The sequence below is a fragment of the Anaerobacillus alkalidiazotrophicus genome (assembly GCF_001866055.1).
Genome location: NZ_MLQS01000017.1, coordinates 325,099 through 351,148 on the forward strand (window position 1 = coordinate 325,099; position 26,050 = coordinate 351,148).

At 33.7% G+C, this 26,050-nt stretch carries 20 protein-coding genes and 1 other annotated feature; all 20 genes read left to right on the forward strand.

Annotated elements, in window-relative coordinates; all coding sequences use genetic code 11:
• The first annotated feature begins 28 nt into the window (after window positions 1–28).
• The 20 genes from icd to BKP45_RS11945 all read left to right on the forward strand — a co-directional run bounded on the left by icd (window position 29) and on the right by BKP45_RS11945 (window position 25,757).
• Entirely contained in the window at window positions 29–1,300 is a 1,272-nt protein-coding gene (gene icd, locus BKP45_RS11850) for an NADP-dependent isocitrate dehydrogenase (RefSeq protein WP_071389887.1), read from the forward strand.
• Between the two features lie 352 nt (window positions 1,301–1,652).
• Window positions 1,653–2,591, forward strand: coding sequence for a malate dehydrogenase (mdh, locus tag BKP45_RS11855; protein WP_071389888.1), 939 nt, complete (start codon window positions 1,653–1,655; stop codon window positions 2,589–2,591).
• A 299-nt stretch (window positions 2,592–2,890) separates the two neighbouring features.
• Entirely contained in the window at window positions 2,891–3,613 is a 723-nt protein-coding gene (locus tag BKP45_RS11860) for a response regulator transcription factor (RefSeq protein ID WP_071389889.1), read from the forward strand.
• A complete protein-coding gene (pnpS, locus tag BKP45_RS11865) occupies window positions 3,606–5,378 on the forward strand; it encodes a two-component system histidine kinase PnpS (protein ID WP_071389890.1) in 1,773 nt (590 codons plus the stop codon). Before BKP45_RS11860 ends, pnpS begins: the two co-directional genes overlap by 8 nt.
• 304 nt (window positions 5,379–5,682) lie before the next feature.
• Window positions 5,683–6,648, forward strand: coding sequence for an FtsH protease activity modulator HflK (hflK, locus tag BKP45_RS11870; protein ID WP_071389891.1), 966 nt, complete (start codon window positions 5,683–5,685; stop codon window positions 6,646–6,648).
• Complete coding sequence (gene hflC, locus BKP45_RS11875) at window positions 6,648–7,577, forward strand: protease modulator HflC (RefSeq protein ID WP_071310067.1); 930 nt, start codon at window positions 6,648–6,650, stop codon at window positions 7,575–7,577. Before hflK ends, hflC begins: the two co-directional genes overlap by 1 nt.
• 170 nt (window positions 7,578–7,747) lie before the next feature.
• Window positions 7,748–10,360 (forward strand): DNA polymerase I, encoded by a 2,613-nt coding sequence (gene polA, locus BKP45_RS11880; RefSeq protein WP_071390154.1) that lies wholly within the window; start codon window positions 7,748–7,750, stop codon window positions 10,358–10,360.
• Window positions 10,361–10,593: 233 nt separating this feature from the next.
• Window positions 10,594–11,421 carry a DNA-formamidopyrimidine glycosylase gene (mutM, locus tag BKP45_RS11885; protein WP_071389892.1) on the forward strand — a complete coding sequence of 276 codons (828 nt, stop codon included), beginning with the start codon at window positions 10,594–10,596 and terminating at the stop codon, window positions 11,419–11,421.
• A gap of 176 nt (window positions 11,422–11,597) precedes the next feature.
• Window positions 11,598–12,233: a sporulation membrane protein YtaF gene (ytaF, locus tag BKP45_RS11890; protein WP_071389893.1), complete on the forward strand. Its 636-nt coding sequence runs from the start codon at window positions 11,598–11,600 to the stop codon at window positions 12,231–12,233.
• A 22-nt stretch (window positions 12,234–12,255) separates the two neighbouring features.
• The gene (gene coaE, locus BKP45_RS11895; protein ID WP_071389894.1) at window positions 12,256–12,858 is read left to right on the forward strand and encodes a dephospho-CoA kinase; all 603 of its coding nucleotides are present in this window, start codon (window positions 12,256–12,258) and stop codon (window positions 12,856–12,858) included.
• A 395-nt stretch (window positions 12,859–13,253) separates the two neighbouring features.
• The gene (locus BKP45_RS11900; RefSeq protein ID WP_071389895.1) at window positions 13,254–13,661 is read left to right on the forward strand and encodes a hypothetical protein; all 408 of its coding nucleotides are present in this window, start codon (window positions 13,254–13,256) and stop codon (window positions 13,659–13,661) included.
• Window positions 13,662–13,924: 263 nt separating this feature from the next.
• Window positions 13,925–14,389 carry a transcriptional regulator NrdR gene (nrdR, locus tag BKP45_RS11905; protein WP_071389896.1) on the forward strand — a complete coding sequence of 155 codons (465 nt, stop codon included), beginning with the start codon at window positions 13,925–13,927 and terminating at the stop codon, window positions 14,387–14,389.
• Window positions 14,390–14,593: 204 nt separating this feature from the next.
• On the forward strand, window positions 14,594–16,039 hold the full coding sequence (locus tag BKP45_RS11910) for a replication initiation and membrane attachment family protein (RefSeq protein ID WP_071389897.1): 1,446 nt from the start codon (window positions 14,594–14,596) through the stop codon (window positions 16,037–16,039).
• Window positions 16,039–16,971 (forward strand): primosomal protein DnaI, encoded by a 933-nt coding sequence (gene dnaI, locus BKP45_RS11915; protein ID WP_071389898.1) that lies wholly within the window; start codon window positions 16,039–16,041, stop codon window positions 16,969–16,971. Before BKP45_RS11910 ends, dnaI begins: the two co-directional genes overlap by 1 nt.
• 179 nt (window positions 16,972–17,150) lie before the next feature.
• Window positions 17,151–18,260 (forward strand): cyclic dehypoxanthinyl futalosine synthase, encoded by a 1,110-nt coding sequence (gene mqnC, locus BKP45_RS11920; RefSeq protein ID WP_071389899.1) that lies wholly within the window; start codon window positions 17,151–17,153, stop codon window positions 18,258–18,260.
• A gap of 402 nt (window positions 18,261–18,662) precedes the next feature.
• Window positions 18,663–19,526, forward strand: coding sequence for a putative sporulation protein YtxC (ytxC, locus tag BKP45_RS11925; RefSeq protein WP_071389900.1), 864 nt, complete (start codon window positions 18,663–18,665; stop codon window positions 19,524–19,526).
• Window positions 19,527–19,601: 75 nt separating this feature from the next.
• Window positions 19,602–19,963 (forward strand) — a binding site (T-box leader).
• A gap of 67 nt (window positions 19,964–20,030) precedes the next feature.
• Window positions 20,031–21,953, forward strand: a complete 1,923-nt coding sequence (gene thrS / locus BKP45_RS11930) for a threonine--tRNA ligase (protein WP_071389901.1) — start codon at window positions 20,031–20,033, stop codon at window positions 21,951–21,953.
• A 360-nt stretch (window positions 21,954–22,313) separates the two neighbouring features.
• Window positions 22,314–23,249: a substrate-binding domain-containing protein gene (locus BKP45_RS11935; protein ID WP_071389902.1), complete on the forward strand. Its 936-nt coding sequence runs from the start codon at window positions 22,314–22,316 to the stop codon at window positions 23,247–23,249.
• Window positions 23,246–25,132: a histidine kinase gene (locus tag BKP45_RS11940; protein ID WP_071389903.1), complete on the forward strand. Its 1,887-nt coding sequence runs from the start codon at window positions 23,246–23,248 to the stop codon at window positions 25,130–25,132. Before BKP45_RS11935 ends, BKP45_RS11940 begins: the two co-directional genes overlap by 4 nt.
• Window positions 25,104–25,757, forward strand: coding sequence for a response regulator (locus BKP45_RS11945; protein WP_245747456.1), 654 nt, complete (start codon window positions 25,104–25,106; stop codon window positions 25,755–25,757). The genes BKP45_RS11940 and BKP45_RS11945 overlap by 29 nt, the downstream gene beginning before the upstream one ends.
• Window positions 25,758–26,050: the final 293 nt, after the last annotated feature.

Consider the following 26,050-nt stretch of genomic DNA (forward strand, 5'->3'; position numbering starts at 1 on the left):
TAAAATAGACTTTTAGGAGGAATTCATAATGAGTAAAGGTGAAAAAATTACTGTTCAAGGTGGCGTTTTGAACGTACCTAACAATCCGGTAATTCCATACATAGAAGGTGACGGCATTGGTCCAGATATTTGGGCTGCAGCTTCTCGTGTATTAGATGCTGCTGTTGAAAAAGCATATAATGGTGAAAAGAAAATTGTTTGGAAAGAAATCTTAGCTGGTGAAAAAGCATATGAGCAAACTGGGAATTGGCTTCCAGAAGAAACGTTAGAAGCGGTTAGAGAATATATAATTGCTATTAAAGGACCATTAACAACTCCAATTGGTGGTGGTATTCGTTCATTAAATGTAGCGCTTCGACAAGAGTTGGATTTATACACTTGCCTTAGACCAGTAAGATATTTTAACGGAGTTCCTTCTCCGGTTAAAAGACCGGAAGATACGAATATGGCGATTTTCCGTGAAAACTCAGAAGATATTTACGCTGGTATTGAGTGGCAAGCTGGTTCTGAGGAAGTGCAGAAAGTTATTAAATTCTTCCGTGAAGAAATGGGTGTTTCTAAAATTCGCTTTCCGGAAACTTCAGGTATTGGGATTAAGCCAGTTTCTGAAGAAGGGACTGCTCGCTTAGTTCGTGCAGCAATTGAGTATGCAATTAAAGAAGGCCGTAAGAGTGTAACGCTTGTTCATAAAGGAAATATTATGAAATTTACAGAAGGAGCCTTCAAAAATTGGGGTTATGAGTTAGCTGAGAAAGAATATGCTGATAAGGTATTTACTTGGGCTCAATATGATAAACTAGTTGAAAAAGAAGGACAAGAAGCAGCGAACAAAGCACAAGCCGAAGCTGAGGCAGCTGGAAAAATAATTATTAAAGATACAATTGCGGATATTTTCCTACAACAAATCTTAACTCGTCCAAAAGAGTTTGATGTAGTTGCAACGATGAATCTAAATGGTGATTATATTTCTGATGCGTTAGCAGCTCAAGTTGGTGGAATTGGGATTGCTCCGGGTGCTAACATCAACTATGAAACAGGACATGCTATCTTTGAAGCTACTCACGGGACAGCACCTAAATATGCAGGATTAGATAAAGTAAATCCTTCTTCTGTTTTACTTTCAGGGGAGTTAATGCTTCGTCACCTAGGGTGGAATGAGGCAGCTGACCTAATTATGGCTTCAATGGATAAGACAATCGGTGAAAAAGTAGTCACTTATGACTTTGCTCGATTGATGGACGGAGCGACAGAAGTAAAATGCTCAGAATTTGCTAATGCATTAATTAGTAACATGAAGTAATACAACTATCGTTTAGTTAAGTTGACTCATATAGAGTAGTGTACTCCGAAGGTTAAGGGACATATATAAATGTTCCTTTACAATGGAAACACATACTCGTTTTGAGTCAACTTTTTTTTCGTGAAAGCAATGATTCGAGTATGTATAATAGATGTAATTTAACGATACACTTTACAAGCTTCTGTAAATGATTAATGAAATTTACCATCAAATATGCTGAGTTTATAAATTTAGTTACTATCAAGAGTAGATTATTTCTTTTAATAATAAGTAACATTGGTTCTCGCGGCAACATATGGGCCATATTTATTAATGTGGATACTTAAACTAAAAAGGATTGGAGTGAGAAGGGATGGCAATTAAAAGACGAAAGATCTCTATTATTGGTGGCGGATTCACAGGAGCGACAACTGCTTTAATGGTAGCTCAAAAGGAATTGGGTGATGTTGTATTATTGGATATCCCGCAAATTGAAAATCCAATTAAAGGAAAAGCGTTAGATATGTTAGAAGCGAGTCCCGTACAAGGCTTTGATGCGAATATTGTTGGTACTTCAAATTATAAAGATACTGCTCATTCTGATATTGTCGTAATTACTGCTGGAATTGCTAGAAAACCTGGTATGAGTCGAGATGATTTAGTTAATACAAATGCAAAAATAATGAAGGCGGTTACTAAGGAAGTTGTAAAATATTCACCTAATTGTTATATAATTGTGCTTACTAACCCAGTTGATGCCATGACATACACAGTTTTTAAAGAATCTGGATTTCCGAAAAATCGTGTAATGGGGCAGTCGGGAGTTTTAGATACAGCACGATTTCGTACATTTGTTGCCCAAGAACTAAAAGTATCAGTAGAAGACATTAGTGGTTTTGTTTTAGGAGGACATGGTGATGATATGGTTCCTCTAGTTCGTTATTCGTATGCAGGTGGTATTCCTTTGGAGAAACTAATTAATGGCGAACGCTTGAATCAGATTGTACAACGTACTCGAAAAGGTGGTGGGGAGATCGTAAATCTATTAGGTAATGGTAGTGCTTATTACGCACCAGCTGCATCTGTTGTGCAAATGGTAGAAGCGATAATAAAAGATAAGAAAAGAATTATCCCAGCAATTGCCTATTTGGAAGGTGAATACGGGTATCAAGGTCTTTATTTAGGAGTACCCACAAAAATAGGTGGAGACGGTATTGAAAAAGTGTTTGAATTAGAATTAACTAATGAAGAAAAAAATGCCTTACAAAAATCAGTTCAATCCGTAAAAAACGTAATGAACGCATTGGAATAAATCGTAAAAAAGTTGGTCACTTCAGAAAAGCAATGGACTTCAATAACTACATGAAATACGTTGTTAAATATAGCTTTTTACAGAATTAATATTAGAAAAATCCGGTTATACCACCAACCGGATTTTTCTATGTTAAATAATCACGTAAATTTATTTCGTACAATTTGATCACTATATTATGTATAATAGAAAAAACAAGTTTAAATTATGACTTTGGGGTTAAGTATTAACTTTCGAAACAGTTACAAAACAACGACTATGGTGGGGGCCATAGCGATTATCAGGAGGAAATATATAAAATGGGTCAAAGACTATTAGTTGTTGATGATGAAGATTCAATCGTTACTTTGCTGCAATTTAATTTAGAACAAGCTGGGTATGAAATTGAAACAGCAATGGATGGAAGTACAGCTTTTAAAAAAGCGAGTGAATTTAATTTTGACTTAATCATATTAGATCTGATGATTCCAGAAATGGATGGGTTGGAAGTTTGTAAACAGTTAAGGCAAAATAAAGTTAGTACTCCAATTTTAATGCTTACCGCGAAGGATGATGAATTTGATAAGGTATTAGGCTTAGAGCTTGGTGCAGATGATTATATGACAAAGCCTTTTAGCCCAAGAGAGGTTGTTGCACGTGTACGAGCTATCCTTCGACGTGTAAGCCAAAACCAGGATGAAAAACCAAAAAAAGACACTATAAAAAAGGATTTATTAAAAATTGGAGAAGTAGAAATCTTCCCTGAGAATTACGAAGTATATTATCAAGGGAATCAGCTTGAATTAACACCAAAAGAATTTGAGTTATTATTGTACCTTTCTAACAACAAGGGGCGAGTCTTAACAAGAGATCAACTCCTTAATGCTGTTTGGAATTATGAATTTGTTGGAGATACACGGATTGTTGATGTTCACATTAGCCACTTGAGGGAAAAAATTGAGCCAAATACAAAAAAACCTATCTATATTAAAACAATTAGAGGTCTAGGCTATAAACTTGAGGAGCCGCAATTTAATGCATAAATATAGATTGAGGTTAACTCTATCATTACTTATAGCAATATTTATAGTATTAGTTGGTTTAGGTTTTTTTCTAGGTCAACTAATTAAAGAATTTTATTTTAATCAATTGAGTGAAAGGGTTTCAAAAGAAGCGAAAATAGTAGCAATAAGTATATTAGAAACGGGATTAGGTCATCGTGACCTTCATTCAATTGTGAAGGATATGGGAGATCAGTTAGCTGCTAGAATAACCATCATTGCTGATGATGGAGAGGTTATTGCGGAAACTGATACTGACCCAGGTACGATGGAAAATCATTATTATAGACCTGAAATCAAGGATGTTAGGGAATTTGGGGAAGGACAAGCAATTCGCTATAGTAGTACGGTTGGTGCCGATTTACTTTATTATGCTGTTCCTCTTATTGAAGGTGAACAAATAATTGGTTACGTTCGCTTAGGGATCTCAATACATGTCCTAGATGAAGTCCACAAGAAAATATGGGGTTTATTACTTGTTAGTTTTACAATTGCTTTTTTAGTTATTGTTTTACTTAGTTCTAGAATTACAAATGAAATGGTTAAACCGATAGAAGAAGCTACTTTAGTAGCTAAACAACTTACTCATGGTAACTTTAAAGTGAGGGTTTCTCACGGGAAAAATGATGAAACTGGTCAATTAAGTCAATCACTTAACGTCCTAGCCCAAAATTTAGATGAAGTGACTCGTACATACCAGGTTCAACAAGAACGTTTAGAGACATTAATTGAAAACATGGATAGTGGACTAATCTTGATAAATAATAAGGGTGAAATAAGTCTCATAAACAAATCCTGTAAAATAATTTTTCAAGAAGATGTAGACTCTTGGTTAAACAAGGTTTACCATAGTGTAATTATTCATAAACAAATTATTAAAATTGTTCAAGAACTATTTTTAACCGAGAAAGGGCAGAGAAAGCAAGTTGTTTTGCCAATTCAATTAGAAATGCGCCATTTCGATGTTCAGGGAGCTCCAATCATTAGTAGTGGTGGAAAAGAGCGTTTAAAAGGGGTTGTATTAGTCTTTCATGATATTACCGAATTGAAGAAACTAGAACAAATGCGTAAAGATTTTGTGGCAAATGTATCTCATGAATTAAAAACACCCGTAACTTCAGTTAAGGGGTTTACAGAAACATTATTGGATGGAGCTGCTAATGATGAAGTTTTAAGAAATCGCTTTTTAAAAATAATATGGGAAGAAAGTGAACGACTCCAAAGTTTAATTCAAGATTTACTTGATCTTTCTAAAATAGAGCAAAGTCAATTTCAGCTAAATTGGCAACATGTTGATTTAAGTTTACTCACTGACGATGTTATTATAATGCTTAGTAATAAAGCAAAGAAAAAGGAAATACAGATTTCAAAGGTAATAGAAGGTTTAACTTCTATTGAAGGAGATCCTTTAAGAATTAAACAGATAATGATCAACCTCGTTAATAATGCTATCATGTATACACCCAAAGGTGGGAGTATTGTAATAAGTATTAAGGAAAATACCAAAGAAAAGGTACTTTTTTCTGTTAAAGATACTGGAATTGGTATCAGTAAAAGCGAGACTCTTCGTGTATTTGAACGTTTTTATCGAGTTGACAGAGCTAGAAGTAGAAACTCTGGTGGAACAGGTCTTGGTCTTGCCATTGTAAAGCATTTAGTTGAAGCTCATCATGGTGAAATTAGGTTAGAAAGTGAAATAGGAAAAGGGTCGCAGTTTACAATTTCTTTTAATAAGAAACAGAGGTAAATATATACTTTCTTTACAAAGAATTAACATTAAATTCAATGTTAATTTACGTTAGATAAGTATAATTTCAATTGTGAACTGTTTCGTAAGCAATTTTAGCTATTGATGCATAGTGACAAAATTGTTTAACAGCCCCTTTGTTAGGTGTGAAAGCCCCCTTAGCTTTCCACCTTTTTTTATTCTCAATTTTTGTAGAAAAAAATTTAGGTAATAAATTGGTAAGTTACGAAACTTTTATTATAGTATAATCGTAAGTATAATTAATAAAATGATAGAAAATACAAACTTAAGAGGGGGCAAATTAATGGTAACTATGAAGCAAATAATAGTTGGCTTCTTTTCCTTAGTTGGAATAGCTATACTAGCCTTGTTTTTAGTAACAGGTTGGTACATAGTCGACGAATCAGAACAGGCAGCACTTATTACATTCGGTAAAGTAGATGACCATATTACAGAGCCAGGTCTAAAATTTAAATTACCATGGCCAATTCAACGCGTTGAAATTTTATCTAGAGGAACATTCACAACTACTGTAGGTTATGATGAAAGAGATGGAGAAGTTATTGAATATCGTGACGAAGCGAAAATGATTACAGGGGACGAAAACATTCTCCTTGCTGATTTAGTTGTACAGTGGCGTATTACAAACCCAGAAAAGTTTTTATTTAATTCAAATGACCCTGAGCAAATATTGTTTAGTGCAACATCTGCGTCACTACGTGGGATTATAGGTAGTTCAAGAATTGATGATGCACTAACAGATCAACGTCCTGAAATTGAAGCTCAAGTTTGGGATTATTTAGTAGCGTTAATTGAGGATTACGATATTGGTATTTCAGTTATGGACGTAAAATTACAAGATGTTGAACTTCCAAATGATGAGGTTCGTAGTGCATTTATGGAAGTTACAGATGCTCGTGAAGAACGCTTGACTAAAATCAATGAAGCGAATAAATACAGAAACCAAAAAATAAATGAAGCAAAAGGTGAACAAGACGCAATCATCTCTAGGGCAGAAGGTACTAGAACAGAAAGGCTTGAACGTGCTCGTGGTGATGTAGCAAGGTTTGAAGCACTTTATAATGAGTATTTAATTAGTCCAGAGGTCACGAGAAGTCGACTTGTCATTGAGACCTTAGAGAGAGTTTTGCCAAGCACAGAAATTTACATTATGGATGAAAGTAGTGATACGGTAAAATATTTACCTATTAGATCACTAGAGCGTAATCCATCCACTGCTACAACAGCAAGTGAAGGGAGTGGAAACTAATGAGTGAAAAAATAATTGATTTAAGTGAGCGTAAACCATCAGACGAATGGAAGAAATATTCAAAGTTTGGTATTGTTTTGGTTGTTTTAATAGGATTAATTACATTTATTTCTAATAATTTGTTTATTGTTGAACAAGGTGAGTTTAAAGTTGTTAGACAATTTGGTGAAGTAGTAAAAGTTATTGATGAACCGGGTTTAAATGTAAAAATTCCTTTTATACAATCTGTTTCAACATTAACAAAAAAGCAAATGGTTTTGGATGTTGACCCAACGGAAATTAATACACGTGATAAAAAGCGTATCTTAGTAGATAATTACGCTATTTGGAGAATTGACAACCCACAGCTAATGATCGCAAACGCTCAAACAATTGACCGTGCTGAAGCGATTATGATGAACTTTATTTACTCTGTAATTCGAGCTGAACTTGGTCAGCTAAATTATGACGAAATTATTAATGATGAGAAGTCATCTCGTGGAAGCTTTAATGACAGGGTACTAAATCGTGTTAATGAATTGTTATTACGAGATAATTACGGTATTTCAGTAACTGATGTAAGAATGAAACGTACAGATTTACCTGAGGAAAACGAACAAGCTGTATATCGTCGTATGATATCTGAACGAAACTCAATTGCACAAGATTATTTATCACAAGGGGATGCTGAGGCAAACCGTATTCGTGCGAACACAGATCGTGAAGTAAAAGAAATCGTAGCTAAAGCTAATGCTGATGCAAATGAAATTATCGGTGAAGGGGAAGCTGGGGCTGCCCAACTTTATAATGACGCGTTTAGCAAGGATATTGAGTTCTATAACTTATATCGAACACTACAAAGTTATGAACATACAATTGATGATCAAACTGTTATTGTACTTCCTGCCGATGCACCATACGCACGTATATTAATGGGTTATACTCAATAACTCAAGTCCTTTCTCCGGCTAGCTTTAAAATGATAAATAGAGTATATTAGCGTTAAACTTAGCCAAGCAAATGCTTGGCTATTATTTTTGAATGATCGTTAATCATGGTAAAATACTACAAAGTATAAAAAGATTATATTGAGGTGTGTTTCTTGAAAAACAAATTAGTGATGATTGATGGAAATAGTATTGCTTATCGAGCGTTTTTTGCTCTACCCCTTTTGAATAATGATAAAGGTGTATACACAAATGCTGTATATGGCTTCACAACCATGTTATTAAAAATTATTGAAGAGGAAAAACCTACTCATTTAGTGGTTGCTTTTGATGCTGGAAAAACAACATTCAGACATGAAACGTTTCAGGAATATAAGGGTGGTAGACAAAAGACTCCCCCTGAACTTTCGGAACAGTTTCCATTAATTCGTGAATTATTAGACGCATTCCAAATTAAGCGTTACGAAAAAGAAAATTATGAAGCAGATGATATTATTGGAACACTTGCTAAAAAAGCTTCTGAAAAGGAATGGGAAGTAAAAGTTTTTTCAGGCGATAAAGACTTACTACAACTTGTTTCGCCAAAAGTAACTGTTGCTTTGACGAGAAAAGGAATATCCAATGTTGATACATATGACGAAGCTGTTGTGAATGAAAAATATGGTCTTACACCTAAACAAATTATAGATATGAAAGGATTAATGGGAGATCCTTCAGATAATATTCCTGGTGTACCGGGAGTTGGCGAAAAAACTGCCATTAAGTTATTAAAAGAATTTGGTTCGGTAGAGAAAGTTCTTGAGTCTATTGAGTCAATTTCAGGAAAAAAATTAAAAGAAAAGTTGGTAGAAAATAGACAACAAGCTTTAATGAGTAAAGAGTTAGCAACTATTTTTTGTGAGGCACCTGTTGATCTTTCTCTTGAGGATCTCACTTTTAGGGAGTATGAAGAAAAGAAAGTCGTTTCATTATTTAAAGATCTGGAATTTCAATCTTTATTACAGCGTTTTAGTACTGATGAAGTTGAAAATGAAGAAACTATAGAAAAACTAGAATTTACTATTGTAGAAGAAATAAATGCTGAAATCCTTGGAACGGATTCAGCTATCGTTATTGAAGTCTTAGATGAAAATTATCATCAAGCTGACATACACGGTATTGCAATTGTAAATGAACATGGACGTTATTTTATTCCGACGGAATTGGCCTTATCAAGTGATGTCTTTAAAACATGGGCAAAAGATAAAGATGCTAAGAAGGCAATATTTGATGCAAAAAAAGCAGTTGTAGCATTAGGGTGGAAAGGGGTAATCCTAGAAGGAATTAACTTTGATCTTTTCCTAGCATCTTATATCATTGATCCATCTGCCTCATCTCATGAAGTCGCTGATATTGCTAATAGAAAAGGAAAACGTATTGTGGCTAATGATGAAACGATTTATGGAAAAGGGGCAAAGCGATCGGTTCCAAGTGTCGAAGTTTTAGCTGAACACCTCGTTAATAAAGCCAATACAGTATACACATTAAGACAAGAAATAGTAGAAGAATTAACCAAAAACCAACAGAAAGAGCTTTATTATGAATTAGAAATGCCGCTCTCAATTATCTTAGGGAAAATGGAGATGGATGGGGTAAAAGTTGACGTAGAACAATTAAAAAATATGGGTGAAGATTTAAATACACAGTTAAAGAAACTTGAACAGGAAATTCACGCATTAGCAGGCTTACAGTTTAATATTAATTCACCTAAACAATTAGGTGAGGTATTGTTTGAAAAGTTAAATTTACCTGTGATCAAAAAAACAAAAACTGGAGCGTCGACTTCTGCAGATGTGTTAGAAAAGTTGGCAGATAAACATGAAATAATTCCAAGTATCCTTCACTACCGACAATTGGGAAAACTTAATTCTACTTATATAGAAGGTTTACTAAAAGTAGTACACAAAGATTCTCATAAAATTCATACGATGTTTAATCAGGCATTAACACAAACAGGTCGTTTAAGTTCTACTGAGCCTAATTTGCAAAATATCCCAATTCGATTGGAAGAAGGGCGGAAAATCCGAAAAGCATTTGTACCATCGAAACCGAACTGGATTATGTATGCTGCTGATTATTCTCAAATTGAGTTACGTGTATTAGCCCATATTGCCAATGATAGTAATTTAATCGAAGCCTTTAATAAAGGTCTAGATATTCATACCAAAACAGCAATGGACGTTTTCCATGTTAATCAAACAGAAGTAACTGATCTGATGAGACGAAGCGCGAAGGCAGTTAACTTTGGTATTGTTTATGGTATTAGTGATTACGGTTTATCTCAGAGTTTAGGTATTACTCGTAAAGAAGCCGGTAATTTCATCGAGCGCTATTTAGATAGCTTTCCAGGAGTAAAAGACTATATGGAAAACATCGTACAAGAAGCAAGGGAAAACGGTTATGTGACAACGTTACTACACCGACGTCGTTTTTTACCTGAAATTACTAGTCGAAATTTTAATTTGCGTAGTTTTGCTGAAAGAACAGCAATGAATACTCCAATTCAAGGAACTGCTGCTGACATTATTAAAAAAGCTATGGTTGATATAACTGAAAGAATTGAGAACGAAGGTATGGAAGCTAAGTTATTATTACAAGTTCACGATGAATTAATTTTTGAGGCTCCTAAAGAAGAATTGGAAAAACTAAAAGAAATAGTTCCTGAAGTGATGGAAGGGGCAATTGAGCTTAAAGTACCACTAAAGGTCGATTATGCATTTGGTGATTCGTGGTACGATGCTAAATAAGCTTAATTAATGTTATTGACTGGTTGTGTTGCCCTTATACAGTCATGAACAGCACAATCAGTACATTATAATTGTTATCTTTACGACGATCATCTAATGTCGAGTGGACACGCTCGTAGTAGAATAGTTCCTAAAAGCTATAGGACACTACTTAACGTTAAATAGTGTTTTTTATCTTTCATTAAGGTTGGAAAGAATAATATTGTTTAGAGTATCTTTAGAGAGGTGATTGTATGCCAGAATTACCTGAAGTGGAAACGGTAAAGAGGACATTACAAAAATTGGTTATCGGTAAAACAATTAAAGATATTACAGTACATTGGGGAAAAATTATTAAACGTCCAGATGATGTAACGCAGTTTCGGCATCTTTTAATAGGTCAAACCATTATTAATGTAGAAAGAAGAGCAAAGTTTTTAAAACTCATCTTTAATGATTATGTTGTTGTTTCCCACCTGCGTATGGAAGGGCGATATGGACTGTACAAAGTGGGAGAACCAATAACTAAACATACCCATGTTATTTTTTCATTTACTGATGGAACTGAACTACGCTACCAAGACGTTAGAAAATTTGGAACGATGCATTTGTTTCTAAAAGGTGAGGAAGAATTTCAATTACCACTTGTCCAATTAGGGATTGAACCTTTTGATAACCTTTTTACTCCAAAGAAGTTAAAAGAACTATTCGAAGGGACAAATAGAAAGGTCAAGGTAACCCTTTTAGACCAAACAAAACTAGTTGGTTTAGGGAATATTTATGTGGACGAAGCTTTGTTTCGTTCAGGAATATACCCTGAACGAATTGGTAAGGAATTAACCCAAAAAGAATTGAAAAAGCTCTACCAAGAAATTAAAGCTACATTACAAGAAGCGATCAATATGGGGGGGAGTTCTGTAAAGTCTTATGTAAACGGTCAAGGTGAAATGGGAATGTTTCAACAAACGCTTTTTGTTTACGGGAGAAAAGGTGAACCTTGCAAAAGGTGTGGTACTGAGATTGAAAAAACAGTCGTTGGTGGTAGAGGTACACATTTTTGTCCTAAATGTCAGAAAAAATAACATTGAACAAAGAAACGAATAGTAATATAGATTTTCCGAACGAGAAAGCCCAACTGCTTTTTTGTGGGAGTTGTCAGTTTCATGAAATCATCATTATTGAAAATTAAAAAAGTAAGTACGTTGGATGGGCTCTAACCATATACTATCGTATCAGTGGTTGGAAGGAGCTTTTAAATATGGTAGAAATTCTTTCCTTACTTTTATTAGCATTGGCCGTAAGTCTTGATAGCTTTGGTGTAGGATTAACATATGGTTTAAGAAAAATGAAGCTTCCTTTTAAATCTTTACTTTTTATTGCTTCATGTTCAGCCATTTCAATTCTTATTGCAATGACAATAGGAAATTGGATTCAAAAATATCTATCTGCTAGCGTGGCAGAAAGTATTGGTGGGTTAATTTTAATCATTATAGGTGCATGGGCACTTTATCAAATTTATCGTCCAGCTAAAAGAGATGAAAAAAATAAAGATGATCACGTAATCTTAAATTTTGAAATTAAATTATTAGGAGTAGTTATCAAAATCTTAAGAAAACCAATGGTTGCCGATTTTGATAATTCAGGAACAATAACAGGAAGAGAAGCATTTATGTTAGGGATTGCACTGTCCTTAGACGCCTTTGGTGCTGGTATAGGAGCTGCCTTAATAGGCTTCTCTCCGATAATTATGGCACTTAGTGTAGCTTTTATGAGTGCTTTATGTGTAACTTTTGGAATGAAAAGCGGCTATATTTTTTCAGATTCAAAAATTATTCAAAAATTTTCATTTGTTCCAGGTTTATTATTAATTATATTAGGAATATGGAAATTGTGAATTGTAACAAGGAGAAGTTGTCATGATTATTGGTTTAACTGGTGGGATTGCCAGTGGTAAAAGTACAGTGTCTAAAATGCTAAAAGATGAGGGAATACCAGTTATTGACGCTGATATTGTAGCAAGAGAAGTAGTCCAAATTGGAGAAGAGGCTTATGAAAAGGTTGTGAACAATTTCGGAATAGAGGTTACAAACAGTGATGGTACTTTAGATAGAAAAAAACTTGGTGCTATTGTTTTTAATGACGAGGAAAAACGGTCAGCTTTAAATGAGATTTTGCATCCGGTGATAAGAAATCGAATGGAAAACAGGGTAGGGGAACTAAAAGAAAAAGGATATAAAACAATTGTACTTGATATTCCGTTATTATTTGAAAGTAAATTAACTAATTTGGTAGATAAAATTATTCTTGTGTATATTGATGAGGACCTACAAAGGAAGAGGTTGCAAAATAGAGATCAGTTTTCTGATGAGGAAGTAGAAGTCAGACTGAAAGCTCAATTTCCATTAAAAGAAAAGATTAAGTGGGCTGACGAAGTCATTCACAATCATGGATTACTAAGCGATACAAAAGAACAATTAGTAACTATTTTGATTAAGTGGAATTGCTTACCCCGCTCATAAGCACTCTGTTCTCACGATAATACCTAAGTGGAATGGGATTTTAGAGTTCGATGAGACCTATCCCTAGAGCTCGAATATATAACGGTGAACGGAAAAGATCAACTTAATACGATTATGTTCTATAAATGGTGATCAATAAATCACTTTATTAGTCTGAGATCTCTGTCGATTAAGTGTATTTAAGAGGTAGTATACTGTAGGAATACAGAAACTACCTCTTAATTAATTATTTAGGATTGTCATTTAATAAACACGATCAGAAAAACTTTTTAAAGTTTGTCATTACTGATTAAAAGCTAAGCGGTGTATTTTACACCTCTTTTTTTAGTCTTAAATAGCAATTTACTATATTTTCAATTATAATTTAACTATACATAATTAATTGAGGTGAGGATATGGGAATTAAAGATAAAATTAATAAGTATATCTCTGCTCACACGGAGACAAAGGAAAAACATGTAGATAAAGAACTACAAACAAGATACTACAAGACAATGAAAGATAAATCTTTTAACGAATTACTTAATATATTCCATCAAAATTCTAATTTTAAAGTAAAGTCAAGTTCTGTTGACCGTGGAGAGATTATTGTTGATGGTATTGGAAAGAAAAGAATATTCGTCATTGCTACAGTTGTTATGGTAGCACCGAACAGAACGGCCATTGATTTTGCAGTTACTACTGAGACTGTTCTTCCTATGGACTTTGGATATAGTGCAACAGTAATTAAATCACTTTATCAAAAAGTTGATCAACAATTAGAATATGTTGGTTCTGGTTTAGGTGATCAACTTATGAAATAGCTGCAAGTTTAGATGTTCTTCTACACATTAAACTTCTTCTTGTACTTCTTGTCATTTTTATATAAGATTAAAGGACAAGATTTATTATTACGAAAGCTAAGTTTATTGTTCAAGTTCCTATAAATTTAATTGCTCCTACGAAAACAATGATTTTATTTTATTTAATTGAAAAATTGGACGATGAGCTTGTTTCAATTATTACGAACAAAATAAACGGCGCATAAGAGATTTTTTGCGTTTAACTAATTTTGGAGATGATAGGTATGCGATGTCCAACCTGTAATCATAACGGAACACGGGTTTTAGATTCACGGCCAAGTCATGAAGGGCGTTCTATTAGAAGAAGGCGCGAATGTGAAATCTGTAATTTTCGTTTTACAACCTTTGAAACTGTTGAAGAAACACCGCTAATAGTTGTTAAGAAAGATGGTAACAGGGAAGAGTTTAGTAAAGAAAAAATTCTACGTGGGCTTATTAGGGCCTGTGAGAAAAGGCCTGTTCCTTTACAAACACTAGAAGATATTGTCGGTAAGGTAGAGAAGGCGCTAAGAAGTGCTGGTTCAGCTGAAGTGAAAAGTGAAGATGTTGGTGAAATTGTCATGGAATACTTAGCCAAAATTGATGATGTAGCCTACGTTCGTTTTGCATCTGTTTATCGCCAGTTCAAAGATATTAACGTTTTTATCGATGAATTAAAAGATCTTCTACAAAAGGCAGAAAAAAAATAAATGCGAGCTTAAGATATAATAATCTAAGCTCTTTTTTTTTATGAAAGATTATTTATTATGTAACTGCATGTTTCATTGGCTTTTTTAGAAGGATTTGTACATTTTTTCCCGAAATGGCTTTAAAAATTAATCGTTTTTATCTAAAGTTTAAGAGAAAAAGTGTTAAAATAGATAAGTAAATTTATAGATACAGGTGATTAGAGAATGACGTTACATTGGATGCATTTATTACCCGTTGATCGATATGTCGTTCGTATGAACTGCTTCATTAATGAAGCAGATAAAAAAATTATTACACTCTTATATCAACCGCTAATTGGAGCAGTTGCTCACAGTATATACTTTGCATTATTAAGTGAACTTGAAAATGATCAATACACTTCTACAGAGACGACTCATAAGACGTTGATGACAATGCTAGGAATTCCTTTAGATAAAATTTATGAGGAAAGAAAAAAGTTAGAAGCAATTGGACTTTTAAATGTTTATAAGAAAAAGCAAGATGATGATATTACTTATTTGTACGAATTGCAAAAGCCGTTTAGTCCTTTAGAATTTTTTAAAGACGATGTTCTTAGTGTTTATTTATATAATAGAGTTGGGAAGCATCGCTACCTTCAATTGAGGGAACGATTTACATTAGATAAAATAAATCATGAGGTTTTTGAAGAAGTTACTCATTCATTTAGTGATGTTTTCACATCATTACACCATTCTGAAATCTCATCTCAGCAAGGTGAATTAGCAGCTTCACTAACACTGGTAGAAGAAAAAGAAATTATCACTAATGACAAAGGAGAAAGTTCTTATACTATTTTAGAAGAAGCTTTTGACTTTTCGTTATTATTAGCCCATTTATCGAATTTAATTAATCCAACAAAATTATTAACTAATAAAGTAAAGTATACAATTGTTCGTTTAGCCTTTGTGTATAGAATTGACCCTTTAGAAATGAGTAAGATTGTACAGGATTCATTAACACAGAATGATACTGTTGATCTTGATGAGTTAAGAGTAAAGGTGAAAAATTGGTATCGGTTTACGCATGAAAGCGAGCCACCAGCACTAGGTTTACGAGTCCATCCAGAAAAGTTTAGGATAATGGCAGGAAAAGCTCCTACCTCAGAAGAAGAAGAAATGATTTTACATTACGAAACAGTATCACCATTAACGCTTTTAGAAAGTAAGTCTACTGATGGAGCGAGAGTACCTTTAACAGATATGAAAATTGTTGAAGCATTAATACTAGATTACAAGCTTCTGCCTGGTGTTGTTAATGTCCTCATAGATTATATACTTGAGATTAACAACATGAAATTAATAAAATCTTATGTTGAAAAAATTGCTGGGCAATGGGCTAGAAAAAATATAAAAACAGTAAAAGAAGCGATGGATTTGGCAAAAGAAGAATATATAAATCGTGAAAAATTGGAAAAAGGCGAAAATGAGGTAGCTGTTACGAAAGAAAAACAAACTACAAAGCGCCAAAACAATAACCGCTATGTTAAAAAAGACCGACTTCCTAAATGGTTAATCGAAGAGAAAAAAGAGAAAAACTTAGTTGAAGACGGTGATATCTCTAAGATGAAAGAGGAACTTGAGACAAAGTTTAAACAATTAAAATTACAAAGAAATAGGGGGGATAGCTAATGGAATCAATTCAGCAAACGCTCCATAAAATGAAAAACTCTACTAACATTTTAGATAGATTTCAACGTTTAAAAGATGAAGTTCTATCTGATAAATTAATTTTGGACTTTATCCAATCTAATCCTACCCTCTCAGAACATGAATTAGACCGTAATGTATCTCGCCTTTTTGAGTTTCGTAACGAGCGTAAAAATTGTACAAATTGTTCAAGTTTGCAAGAATGTTCTAATATGATGGGAGGCTATCAGCCACAATTGTATACTGAACGTGGGCAAATATTGATTCGTTATAACGTCTGTGATAAAAAGAAAAGTGCAGATGAACGAAAACGTCAGCAAACCCTAATTAAAAGTTTATATGTACCTAAAGAAATACTATCTGCTACCTTTGATCAACTTGACCAAGATAATCGTTCAAGACTTGTGGCAATTGCAAAAGCTGTTGAATTTGCAACAACAACAAATCCAGGTGAAAATGGAAAAGGACTGTATCTACATGGGAAATTCGGTGTCGGGAAAACGTTCATAATGGGAGCTATTGCAAATGAATTAGCAGAAAGAAATATTTCGTCAATGTTAGTATATACACCTGATTTTTTCCGAGAGCTAAAAAGTGGTATTCATGACGGGTCTTATAATGAAAAATTAGAAATTGTGAAAAGTACTCCTATTTTGATATTAGACGATCTTGGTGCTGAGACAATGTCAAGTTGGGTAAGAGATGACATTTTAGGTGTTATTTTACAACATAGAATGCTAGAAAAACTTCCGACTCTATACACGTCAAATTATGATTATGAAGAACTTGAAGAACACCTATCGTATTCTCAAAAAGGTGGAATAGAACAATTGAAAGCGAAGCGAATTATGGAACGAATCCGGCATTTTGCTGAACCGATTTCTGTAGAAGGAATCAATAGAAGGGGTAATTAGTGTATAAACTATTCTTTTAAACTAATTCTCAGTTTTAGATTCTAGATTATAATAAAATATGTTACGATATTCAAAGTTATAATTATTAATATAGTGTTAATAGATTAAAATTACGAAGGTTTAAACTTGTGTAACCTTCGTTTTCTAGGACTTATCTACGTAGATTTGGGGGTTTTTTGATGACTATAGATCATATTCTAGATCGTGCAATTAATGGTAAACGATTAACGATTGAAGATGCTATTTATTTATATGAAAGTAATGAAGTAGAGAAAATCGGAGCGGCTGCTAATGAAGTGATGAAAAAGTTTCATCCAGATCCAGTAACTACATTTGTTATTGGTAGAAATATAAACTATACGAATTACTGTGATACGTACTGTCGTTTTTGTGCTTTTTATCGGCCGCCAGGACATGAAGATGGCTATGTATTAGAAGATGATGTTATTTTTGATAAAATTCAAGAAACGCTAGATGTTAATGGAACTGAGATTTTGATGCAAGGTGGAACACATCCAGATCTTTCATTTAGCTACTATACTAACTTATTAAAAGGTATAAAAGAACGTTTTCCAACAATTACGATGCATTCATTTTCTCCAGCAGAAATTTGGAAAATGGTTGAAGTTTCAGGATTTAGTTTAAAAGAAGTATTGCTACAGCTTAAAGAGGCAGGTCTTGATTCAGTTCCTGGCGGTGGAGCGGAAATACTAGATGATCGGACTAGGCAAAAAATTAGTAAGAAAAAAGGTTCTTGGGAAAAATGGATTGAATGCATGAAGATGGTAAAAACAGTTGGTATGCATGGTACTGCTACAATGGTTATTGGTTTTGGGGAATCATACCATGAGCGTGCGTTACATCTTCAACGTATTCGTGATGCACAAGACGAGACAAACTGTTTTTTAGCTTTTATTCCATGGACGTTCCAGCCGGATAATACAAACCTTAAAGCTGATAAGATAACACCAGAAGAGTATTTGAAAAACTTAGCAATATCAAGATTGTTCCTCGATAACATTTCTAACTTCCAGTCTTCATGGGTTACAATGGGTCCAGAAATTGGTAAGAAATCTTTATCCTATGGGTGTAACGATTTCGGTAGCACAATGATGGAAGAGAATGTAGTATCGGCAGCAGGTGCTACTCATAAAGTAAATACTAATTTGATTTTAAGATTAATTCGTGAAGCTGGAAAAGTGCCAGCTCAACGTAATACAAAGTATGAAATAATTCGATTATTTAAAGAAGAAGAAAACTCAGATAAAGATTTTATCATGCAAAACTAACTTTTGAGAGGAGAAGTAGATTATTTTTCTACTTCTCCTTTATCTTTATATAACCAGAATTTATAAATTTCTAACTTAGAAACTGCCTATCGCTCGTGACCAAGGCGCTTGCGCTTTTCTTGCATAATCAGAATTTATAAATTTCTAATTTGGAAACTGTCTAGCTTCAGCGCCTACGAGCTCGGTCACTTCAGGCCTTTTCGGAAGCCAAAGAGCGGCTTCTGTCAAAGGCCTTCTAGTGCCTATCGTTCGTGACCAAGGCGCTTGCGCTTTTCTTGCTAGAAAGCATTGATTTTCTGAAAACATTTAATCATTTTTTAGGATAAGCTCCCATATACATGTAAAGATAAAATGAACACTAGGTGGAGTGTTTTCGTCTAATTGTTGTGGGAGGGGCTTTCATTGATAGAGATATATTTACAAAATAAGCTCGATCGTTATAAGCTATTTAAATATTTTAAGGCTGGACTCCATGCTTTTATCAGAAATGGAGTTGTCGAACTTTCATTAGCTAGTGATCGCTTGATTATTAAGGTAGATGAATCGTTTGATTTTCAAGAGACAATAAAGCCAGTATTAATTGAGGCACTGAAAAAGCATGTTATAGAAACAAAAGAAGAAATTTGGCTGTTAGATATTATAAAAAATGTTTTTTACTTTGAAGACTCTGAGGAACAAACACAAATATTAGCTATGGCTAAATCTATTCTTTCAGGAGAACGGTTAGAGCTTCCTAATGTCACAAAATTATTTACTTGTGAGAACATAATTTATGATGCATTTAGGGCCTTTTTAACGAGGAATTGTCAGTTTGATTATGAATCGTTTTTAACGTTTCGATTAAAGAGTTATTTAGATAGGCTCATAGACTGTGTTGAAATGTCAATTGATGAGTATCAACTAGAACAAGAATATCAAAACCTAATTGAAAGTTTCAGGTATTATTTAAAAAAGCGTACACCTAAATTATATTCTGTACATCTTCTGTTGGATGAGAGTTACACTTTCTTTGATGAATTTTTTCAACAAATATCTGAAGAAAAACTTGAACAGTATTTAGATCGAGAAATAATTTTTGAAAAAGGGATCCCTATTCAAGAGATCGTAATTAGTCCGCTTGTAAGTATAGCTCCTAAGGAACTTCACCTCTATTGTGATGAAGTTAATAATGGGGTTGTGCAATCAATTCAAAATATCTTTCAAGAACGAGTGAAACTTTATAACAAAGATTTTTTTTGGAAAAATAGCCATAAAATGAAGTTTTAGTTGTTGGAATAATCAATTGGACTTGATTTTCTATTTAGAAATTCATATAATACGTACATATGATAATTATATCCAACAACAGTTTTGATGAGGACATGAGTATTATTTTACGGTTCAAAGAGAGGGGAGTAGTAGCTGAGAGCTTCCTAACACGAAAATAACACTTACCACCTCTGAACTTCAGTAGGGAATTAATAGTATCTACTGACGGCTACAACCGTTATTTTCTCATGAGTCGCTTTTTCATTAGGTGAAAAAATTGGAAAACGAGAGACAAGAAGGTCAAGGAAGCGAAGCTATGAGCAACGAACCGTAAAAAATGCGGTGAGTAGCAGACTAGCAAGCTGACAAAGAGATTCGACGTCCGTAGTTACCTGATTTTTGAACTTGATTTGCGAGAATGAGGGTGGAACCACGAGTCAACACTCGTCCCTTTAGTTGGGATGGGTGTTTTTTGTTGTTTTACCAAAATTTTCTTTAAGATCTAAATAAGGAGTGTTCAAAATGGAACAAATAAAAGTAACTTTCCCTGATGGAGCAGTACGTGAATATGATAAAGGAGTTACAACGGAAGATATTGCGGCTTCTATAAGTCCAGGTTTAAAGAAAAAAGCAGTTGCAGGCAAAATTAATGATAAAGTCGTTGATTTACTATTACCAATTACAGAGGATGTAGTAGTTGAGATTGTTACTCTTGATTCTAAGGCAGGTTTAGAAGTATATCGCCATAGTACAGCTCATTTAATGGCTCAAGCATTAAAACGCCTATATCCAGATATTAAATTAGGAATTGGTCCAGTAATTGAAAATGGTTTCTACTACGATATTGATATGGAGCATGTATTGAAACCAGAAGACTTAGTAGTAATCGAAAAAGAAATGAAAAAGATAATTAATGAGAACTTGAAAATTGAGCGCAACGTTGTCACTCGTGAAACAGCCTTAAGTACTTACGAAGAAATTAATGATCATTTAAAGTTAGAGTTAATTCGAGAACTTCCTGAAGGAGAAGAAATATCTATTTACGAACAAGGTGAATTTTTTGATCTTTGTCGTGGTCCACATTTACCTTCAACAGGAAAAATTAAAGCATTTAAATTAATGAGTATTGCAGGGGCATACTGGCGTGGGAATAGTGATAACCAAATGCTTCAAAGGATTTATGGAACAGCATTTCCTAAACAAGCAGAACTTGATGAGTACTTACATTTCATTGAAGAAGCTCAGAAGCGTGACCATCGTAAGTTAGGAAAAGAATTAGAGTTATTCATGTTTTCAGAGGAAGCACCTGGCATGCCGTTTTATTTACCTAAAGGACAAATAGTTCGAACTGAGTTAGAAGATTTTTCTCGTGAATTACAAAGAAAAGCTGGATATGATGAAGTACGTACACCTTTCATGATGAACCAACGTCTTTGGGAGCAATCTGGTCACTGGGAACATTACCATGAAAATATGTATTTTTCAGAAGTAGATAATACAAAGTTTGCAATGAAGCCTATGAACTGTCCGGGGCATATGCTAATTTTCAAAAATGAACTTCATTCATATCGTGACTTACCAATTCGTATGGCTGAATTTGGTCAAGTACATCGTCATGAATTAAGTGGAGCACTAAATGGTATGATCCGTGTTCGTACGTTCTGTCAAGATGATGCACACATTTTCGTTACACCACAGCAAATTGAGTCAGAAATTAAAGAAGTGTTTGGGTTAGTTGATAAAATTTACAAAACGTTTGGTTTTGAATATTCTGTTGAATTATCAACTCGACCTGAAAATTCAATGGGTGACGATAAATTATGGGAGCAGGCAGAAAATGCTCTTCGTAATGTATTAGAAGATCTTCAATTACCATACCAATTAAATGAGGGAGATGGAGCTTTTTACGGTCCAAAAATTGACTTCCATATTAAAGATGCTCTTAAGCGTAGTCATCAATGTGCAACTATCCAGGTCGACTTCCAAATGCCTGAAAAGTTTGATTTAACTTATGTAGATGAAAATAATCAAAAGGTTCATCCAGTCGTTATTCACCGTGCTATTTATGGATCAATCGATCGTTTCTTCGGTATCTTAGTCGAGCATTTTGCTGGTGCATTCCCTACATGGTTAGCACCGGTTCAAGTGGAAATCATCCCAGTAAATGAAGTTCATCTTGATTATGCAAAAGAAGTGAAAGCAAAACTCCAAGATGTTGGTGTTCGTGTTCATATCGATACACGTAATGAAAAAATGGGATATAAAATGCGCGAAGCACAAATGAAGAAAACACCTTACATTCTAGTATTAGGTGACAAAGAAATTGAAGAGAATGCAGTTAATGTTCGCAAATATGGTGAACAAAAATCAGAAGCAGTCGGACTTGAAACGTTTGTATTTAACATTAAAGAAGAAATTGCAACAAGAAAAAATAATTTGATATAAATAAAAAAAGGTGCCCTGAATTAGTATATCAGGGCACCTTTTTTCATCAAACTGTTGAATTTACTTCCACCACTAAAAACTATTTTTTACTATACTAAAATTAGTGCGTTAATTAGTTATTTTTTGCAAGGTAGAAAGCATAAAATTTCTTACTTGGAAACTGTCTAGCGCAAGCAGCCTACGAGCTCGGTCACTTCAGTCAAGCAACTGACTTCAATTAAATGCTTTGAATCCTTCGTTGATCAGCTTATCCAGCTTTATAAAGAGCAAACGGAGTGGCACAGGAGCAACTCGTGACCAAGGCGCTTGCGCTTATCTTGTTTTAACAAAATTCTGTCCTATTAGACAAGGAGGGAAATAATGAAAACACTAAGAGTAGTATTTTTCTCACTTTTTAAAATTATTATCGTCATTTTAATGACCTCTTGCTCAATGAGTGAAAACAAAACGTTTGTCCAATTAACTAATACACCACTTTCAGATAAATCTGTAAGTGTAGGTAGTCTCGAAGAAGAGCCAATAAGGTTTGGTGTGGTATCTATTATGTCTATCAGAGAAACGCATCGCTTATACTATAATTTTAAGAAATACTTAGAGGAACAGTTAGGACGACCAATTGAAATCATACAAACGCAAACGTACTCAGAGATGAAAGAACTTTTTGAAAGGAATGAAATTGATGCAGGTATTGTTTGTTCTTATTTAGCTGTTATTGGTAGTCGAGATGAGATTTTAAAAAAGATTGCCATGCCAGTAATAAATGGTGAAAAAAAGTTTACTTCCTATATCATTACTCAAAAAAATAGTGAAATAAACTCCCTCGAGGACCTTTATAATAAAAGCTTTGCTTTTTCCGACCCCTTGTCATATTCCGGATATCTTGTAACAAAATACGACATTATGAAAGGTAAGAATGATTTTAATAAATACTTTTCAAACACTTATTTCACATATAGTCATGATAATACCATAATTGCAGTATCAAATGGTTTGGTAGACGCAGGAGCAACACATAGTTCAATATTTGAAAAGTTAAAGAGCGGAAATAACCCAATCGTTGATAATATAATTATTATTGGCGAAGGTGAATATGTTGGCCAATCACCAATCGTGGTTAATCCCAATATCGATGATGAATTTATAAAACAGTTAACTGATGTTGTACTAAACATGCACCTAAATGAAAAAGGGAAAGTTGCTTTAAATAAATTAAGCTTTGATTATTTTGATTTACCTGAAAAAGAATTATATGAGCCGATTACTCAAATCCTCGAAGAAATTGAGAACTTAAAATGAAGAAAACAGTACAATTTATTATTACTAGTTTAAAAAATAAAAGTGTAAAAACAAAAATTCTTGGTATTACGATTGGGTTAGTTTTATTAATGGGATTGACAAGTACAATCATACTTAGGGAAATTTTGGTTGTGAAACTTAGTGAAGACCTTGATCGCCGAGCTATTTCTATAGCTAGTGATGTTAGTTCCAGAAGTATTGACCATATAATTTTAAGAGATATTTATAGTTTTCATACTTTATTACAAGATACATTGAGCAATAATCCAGACATCGAATATATTTTTATTGTCGATCAAAATTTTGAGATGATCATCCATACTTTTGGATCTAATTTTGAAGTGTCAGACGAACTCTTAAATGTAAATATGATAGATACAAATGGTGATAGTACAAATACGCAGTTAGTTGTATTTGAATCAGAAACGGGAAAAATTCACGATGTGATTGCTCCTATTTTTTCTGGCGATGCTGGGTTTGTAAGAGTAGGATTAAATGAAAAACAAATTTACAATACCATTGACGAAATTACATTTATGCTTGTTATGACTACAATTATTATTGGAGGGCTTGGCTTTGTTATTGCATTCATATTAACGAAATATATGTATCGAGATTTAACACAACTAATGCATACAACACAACAAGTAGGAAAAGGAAATTTGGATTGTAAAGTAGATATAGAATGTAAAGATGAAATAGGGATGCTTGCTAAAGAAATTAATACAATGATCGAACGTTTAAATGATAAAAAAGAAGAAAATAATCGTTTTACAAAAGTATTAAAAATGAGAAATAATGAACTTTCCTTACTACACCAACTTGCTGTTGGTTCGACGGATATTGCTCATTTTGAAAAACTTCTAGAGAGTACAGCAGAACGTTTAATTGAGGAGCTTGGATTAAACAGTTGTTTCATTGACATCTTACTTGGTGGGGAAAGTCTTTCTACGTATAAAGGTAGTAAATGGTGTACAAATTGTACTAGTTTTGAAGGAAAAGTAGTCTTAGATTCTAAGCATTTCTTCATTCCTTTTAAAACAAAAGGGAAGAAAATTGGTCAAATTTTATGCTGTTTTGAAAATGATCCAGATGATACAACAGTAAAGTTTTTGACCTCTTTTGCTAGGCAGCTTACTGTCATTGCTGAAAATGCTGAACTTTGGAAGGAAATAAAATATAAAGAAGAACTACGATTAAAGCTTTTGGATCGTGTAATTACTGCTCAAGAGGAAGAAAGAAAACGGATTGCTCGTGAATTACATGATGAAACGAGTCAATCGATAACTTCTATTATAGTTGGATTAACTCTTTTGGAGGAGTATGATATACCACCTTCGATGCAACAAGAGATTATTGACCTTAAAGAGGTTTCCCAACGTACACTCGATGAAGTTCATTATCTTTCATGGTCATTAAGGCCGAGTGTTCTTGATGACTTAGGATTAATGCCAGCGATTAAAAAGTACGTCATTGAATATATGAAAAAATTCACAATTGATGTTGACATTCAAGTAATTGGATTTAAACATGTGCGACTTTCTTCTATATATGAGGTTACGATATATCGTGTTATTCAAGAAGCGTTAACAAATGCAGCCCGACATGCAAATGCTGATAATATTAGTATTATTTTAAAGCATATAAATGGAGTAGTTTCAGTTATCATTGAAGATGATGGGGAAGGATTTGACGTAAATAAAACCTTAAATGGTAAATTAACAAAGAATCATTTAGGACTCAAAGGAATGCAGGAAAGAATAGAGTCAATAGGTGGAAAACTAGTGATTGAATCGAACACTGGTATAGGAACTACAATATACATGAAAGATATCATGATTGGAGATGAAACGGGTGGCGAAGCCGAAAATAATGCTAGTTGATGATCATGGGGTTTTATTATCTGGGATACAGCTATTACTGTCAAAGATAAACGAGTGGGAGATAATAGGTACTGTTTCAAGTGGTGAAGAAGCTGTAGAAAAGGTCTTCGTTTGGAATCCGGATTTGATACTGATGGATATTTCAATGCCTGGAATTGGGGGAATTGAAGCAACAAAACAAATTAAATTATCACACCCTAAAGTGAAAATATTAATGTTAACGATGTATTCTGAAGAGGATTATTTTAAGAAAGCTTTAAAGGCCGGTGCTTCTGGCTATGTACTGAAAAAAGCGGTTGATACAGAATTGATTTCTGCTGTAAGAACTGTACTTCAAGGAGAAACTTACATTTATCCTACCTTATCAAGCTTTCTATTAAAGGGTTTTTTTGGGGAGAGGCAAGAAGATCATTCAAAGAAATCTCCTTTAAGTAAGAGAGAAAAACAAGTACTAAAGTACGTTGCTTTAGGTTTTACGTATCAAGAAATTGCTGATCAATTATATGTTAGTGTCAAAACTGTTGAAACACATAAAGCCAGGATATCGGAAAAATTAAATTTAAAGAAACGATCAGAACTTGTTCGCTATGCAGTAGCGCAAGGTCTAATTTCTATAAATGAGTAAAGTCAGGGGATTTTCCCCTGACTTTACTCATTTTTTGAACTGGAAAAAGATTAATTCAAGCACATTATTTATTTTTAAAACGTTCAGGTTATTTGTCTATCAGGGAAATCCCTGATTGTTATAGGGGGTAAGTAGTGATTTTTCTGAAATCATTCAGGGATTAGACTAAGTAAAAAGGTGGCTTTCACTGATAACAGATTGTGTAATAATATGTGAAAATATGAACAAGGACTTACTAAGAAAAACAGTAGGTCAATAATTTTCAATCATTTTATTTACTAAAGGGAGGGGAA

Bases quoted from the DNA above. Each gene is read 5' to 3' on its own strand.
- icd (WP_071389887.1), top strand. From the start codon at position 29: ATGAGTAAAGGTGAAAAAATTACTGTTCAAGGTGGCGTTTTGAACGTA.
- mdh (WP_071389888.1), top strand. From the start codon at position 1,653: ATGGCAATTAAAAGACGAAAGATCTCTATTATTGGTGGCGGATTCACA.
- BKP45_RS11860 (WP_071389889.1), top strand. From the start codon at position 2,891: ATGGGTCAAAGACTATTAGTTGTTGATGATGAAGATTCAATCGTTACT.
- pnpS (WP_071389890.1), top strand. From the start codon at position 3,606: ATGCATAAATATAGATTGAGGTTAACTCTATCATTACTTATAGCAATA.
- hflK (WP_071389891.1), top strand. From the start codon at position 5,683: ATGGTAACTATGAAGCAAATAATAGTTGGCTTCTTTTCCTTAGTTGGA.
- hflC (WP_071310067.1), top strand. From the start codon at position 6,648: ATGAGTGAAAAAATAATTGATTTAAGTGAGCGTAAACCATCAGACGAA.
- polA (WP_071390154.1), top strand. From the start codon at position 7,748: ATGATTGATGGAAATAGTATTGCTTATCGAGCGTTTTTTGCTCTACCC.
- mutM (WP_071389892.1), top strand. From the start codon at position 10,594: ATGCCAGAATTACCTGAAGTGGAAACGGTAAAGAGGACATTACAAAAA.
- ytaF (WP_071389893.1), top strand. From the start codon at position 11,598: ATGGTAGAAATTCTTTCCTTACTTTTATTAGCATTGGCCGTAAGTCTT.
- coaE (WP_071389894.1), top strand. From the start codon at position 12,256: ATGATTATTGGTTTAACTGGTGGGATTGCCAGTGGTAAAAGTACAGTG.
- BKP45_RS11900 (WP_071389895.1), top strand. From the start codon at position 13,254: ATGGGAATTAAAGATAAAATTAATAAGTATATCTCTGCTCACACGGAG.
- nrdR (WP_071389896.1), top strand. From the start codon at position 13,925: ATGCGATGTCCAACCTGTAATCATAACGGAACACGGGTTTTAGATTCA.
- BKP45_RS11910 (WP_071389897.1), top strand. From the start codon at position 14,594: ATGACGTTACATTGGATGCATTTATTACCCGTTGATCGATATGTCGTT.
- dnaI (WP_071389898.1), top strand. From the start codon at position 16,039: ATGGAATCAATTCAGCAAACGCTCCATAAAATGAAAAACTCTACTAAC.
- mqnC (WP_071389899.1), top strand. From the start codon at position 17,151: ATGACTATAGATCATATTCTAGATCGTGCAATTAATGGTAAACGATTA.
- thrS (WP_071389901.1), top strand. From the start codon at position 20,031: ATGGAACAAATAAAAGTAACTTTCCCTGATGGAGCAGTACGTGAATAT.
- BKP45_RS11935 (WP_071389902.1), top strand. From the start codon at position 22,314: ATGAAAACACTAAGAGTAGTATTTTTCTCACTTTTTAAAATTATTATC.
- BKP45_RS11940 (WP_071389903.1), top strand. From the start codon at position 23,246: ATGAAGAAAACAGTACAATTTATTATTACTAGTTTAAAAAATAAAAGT.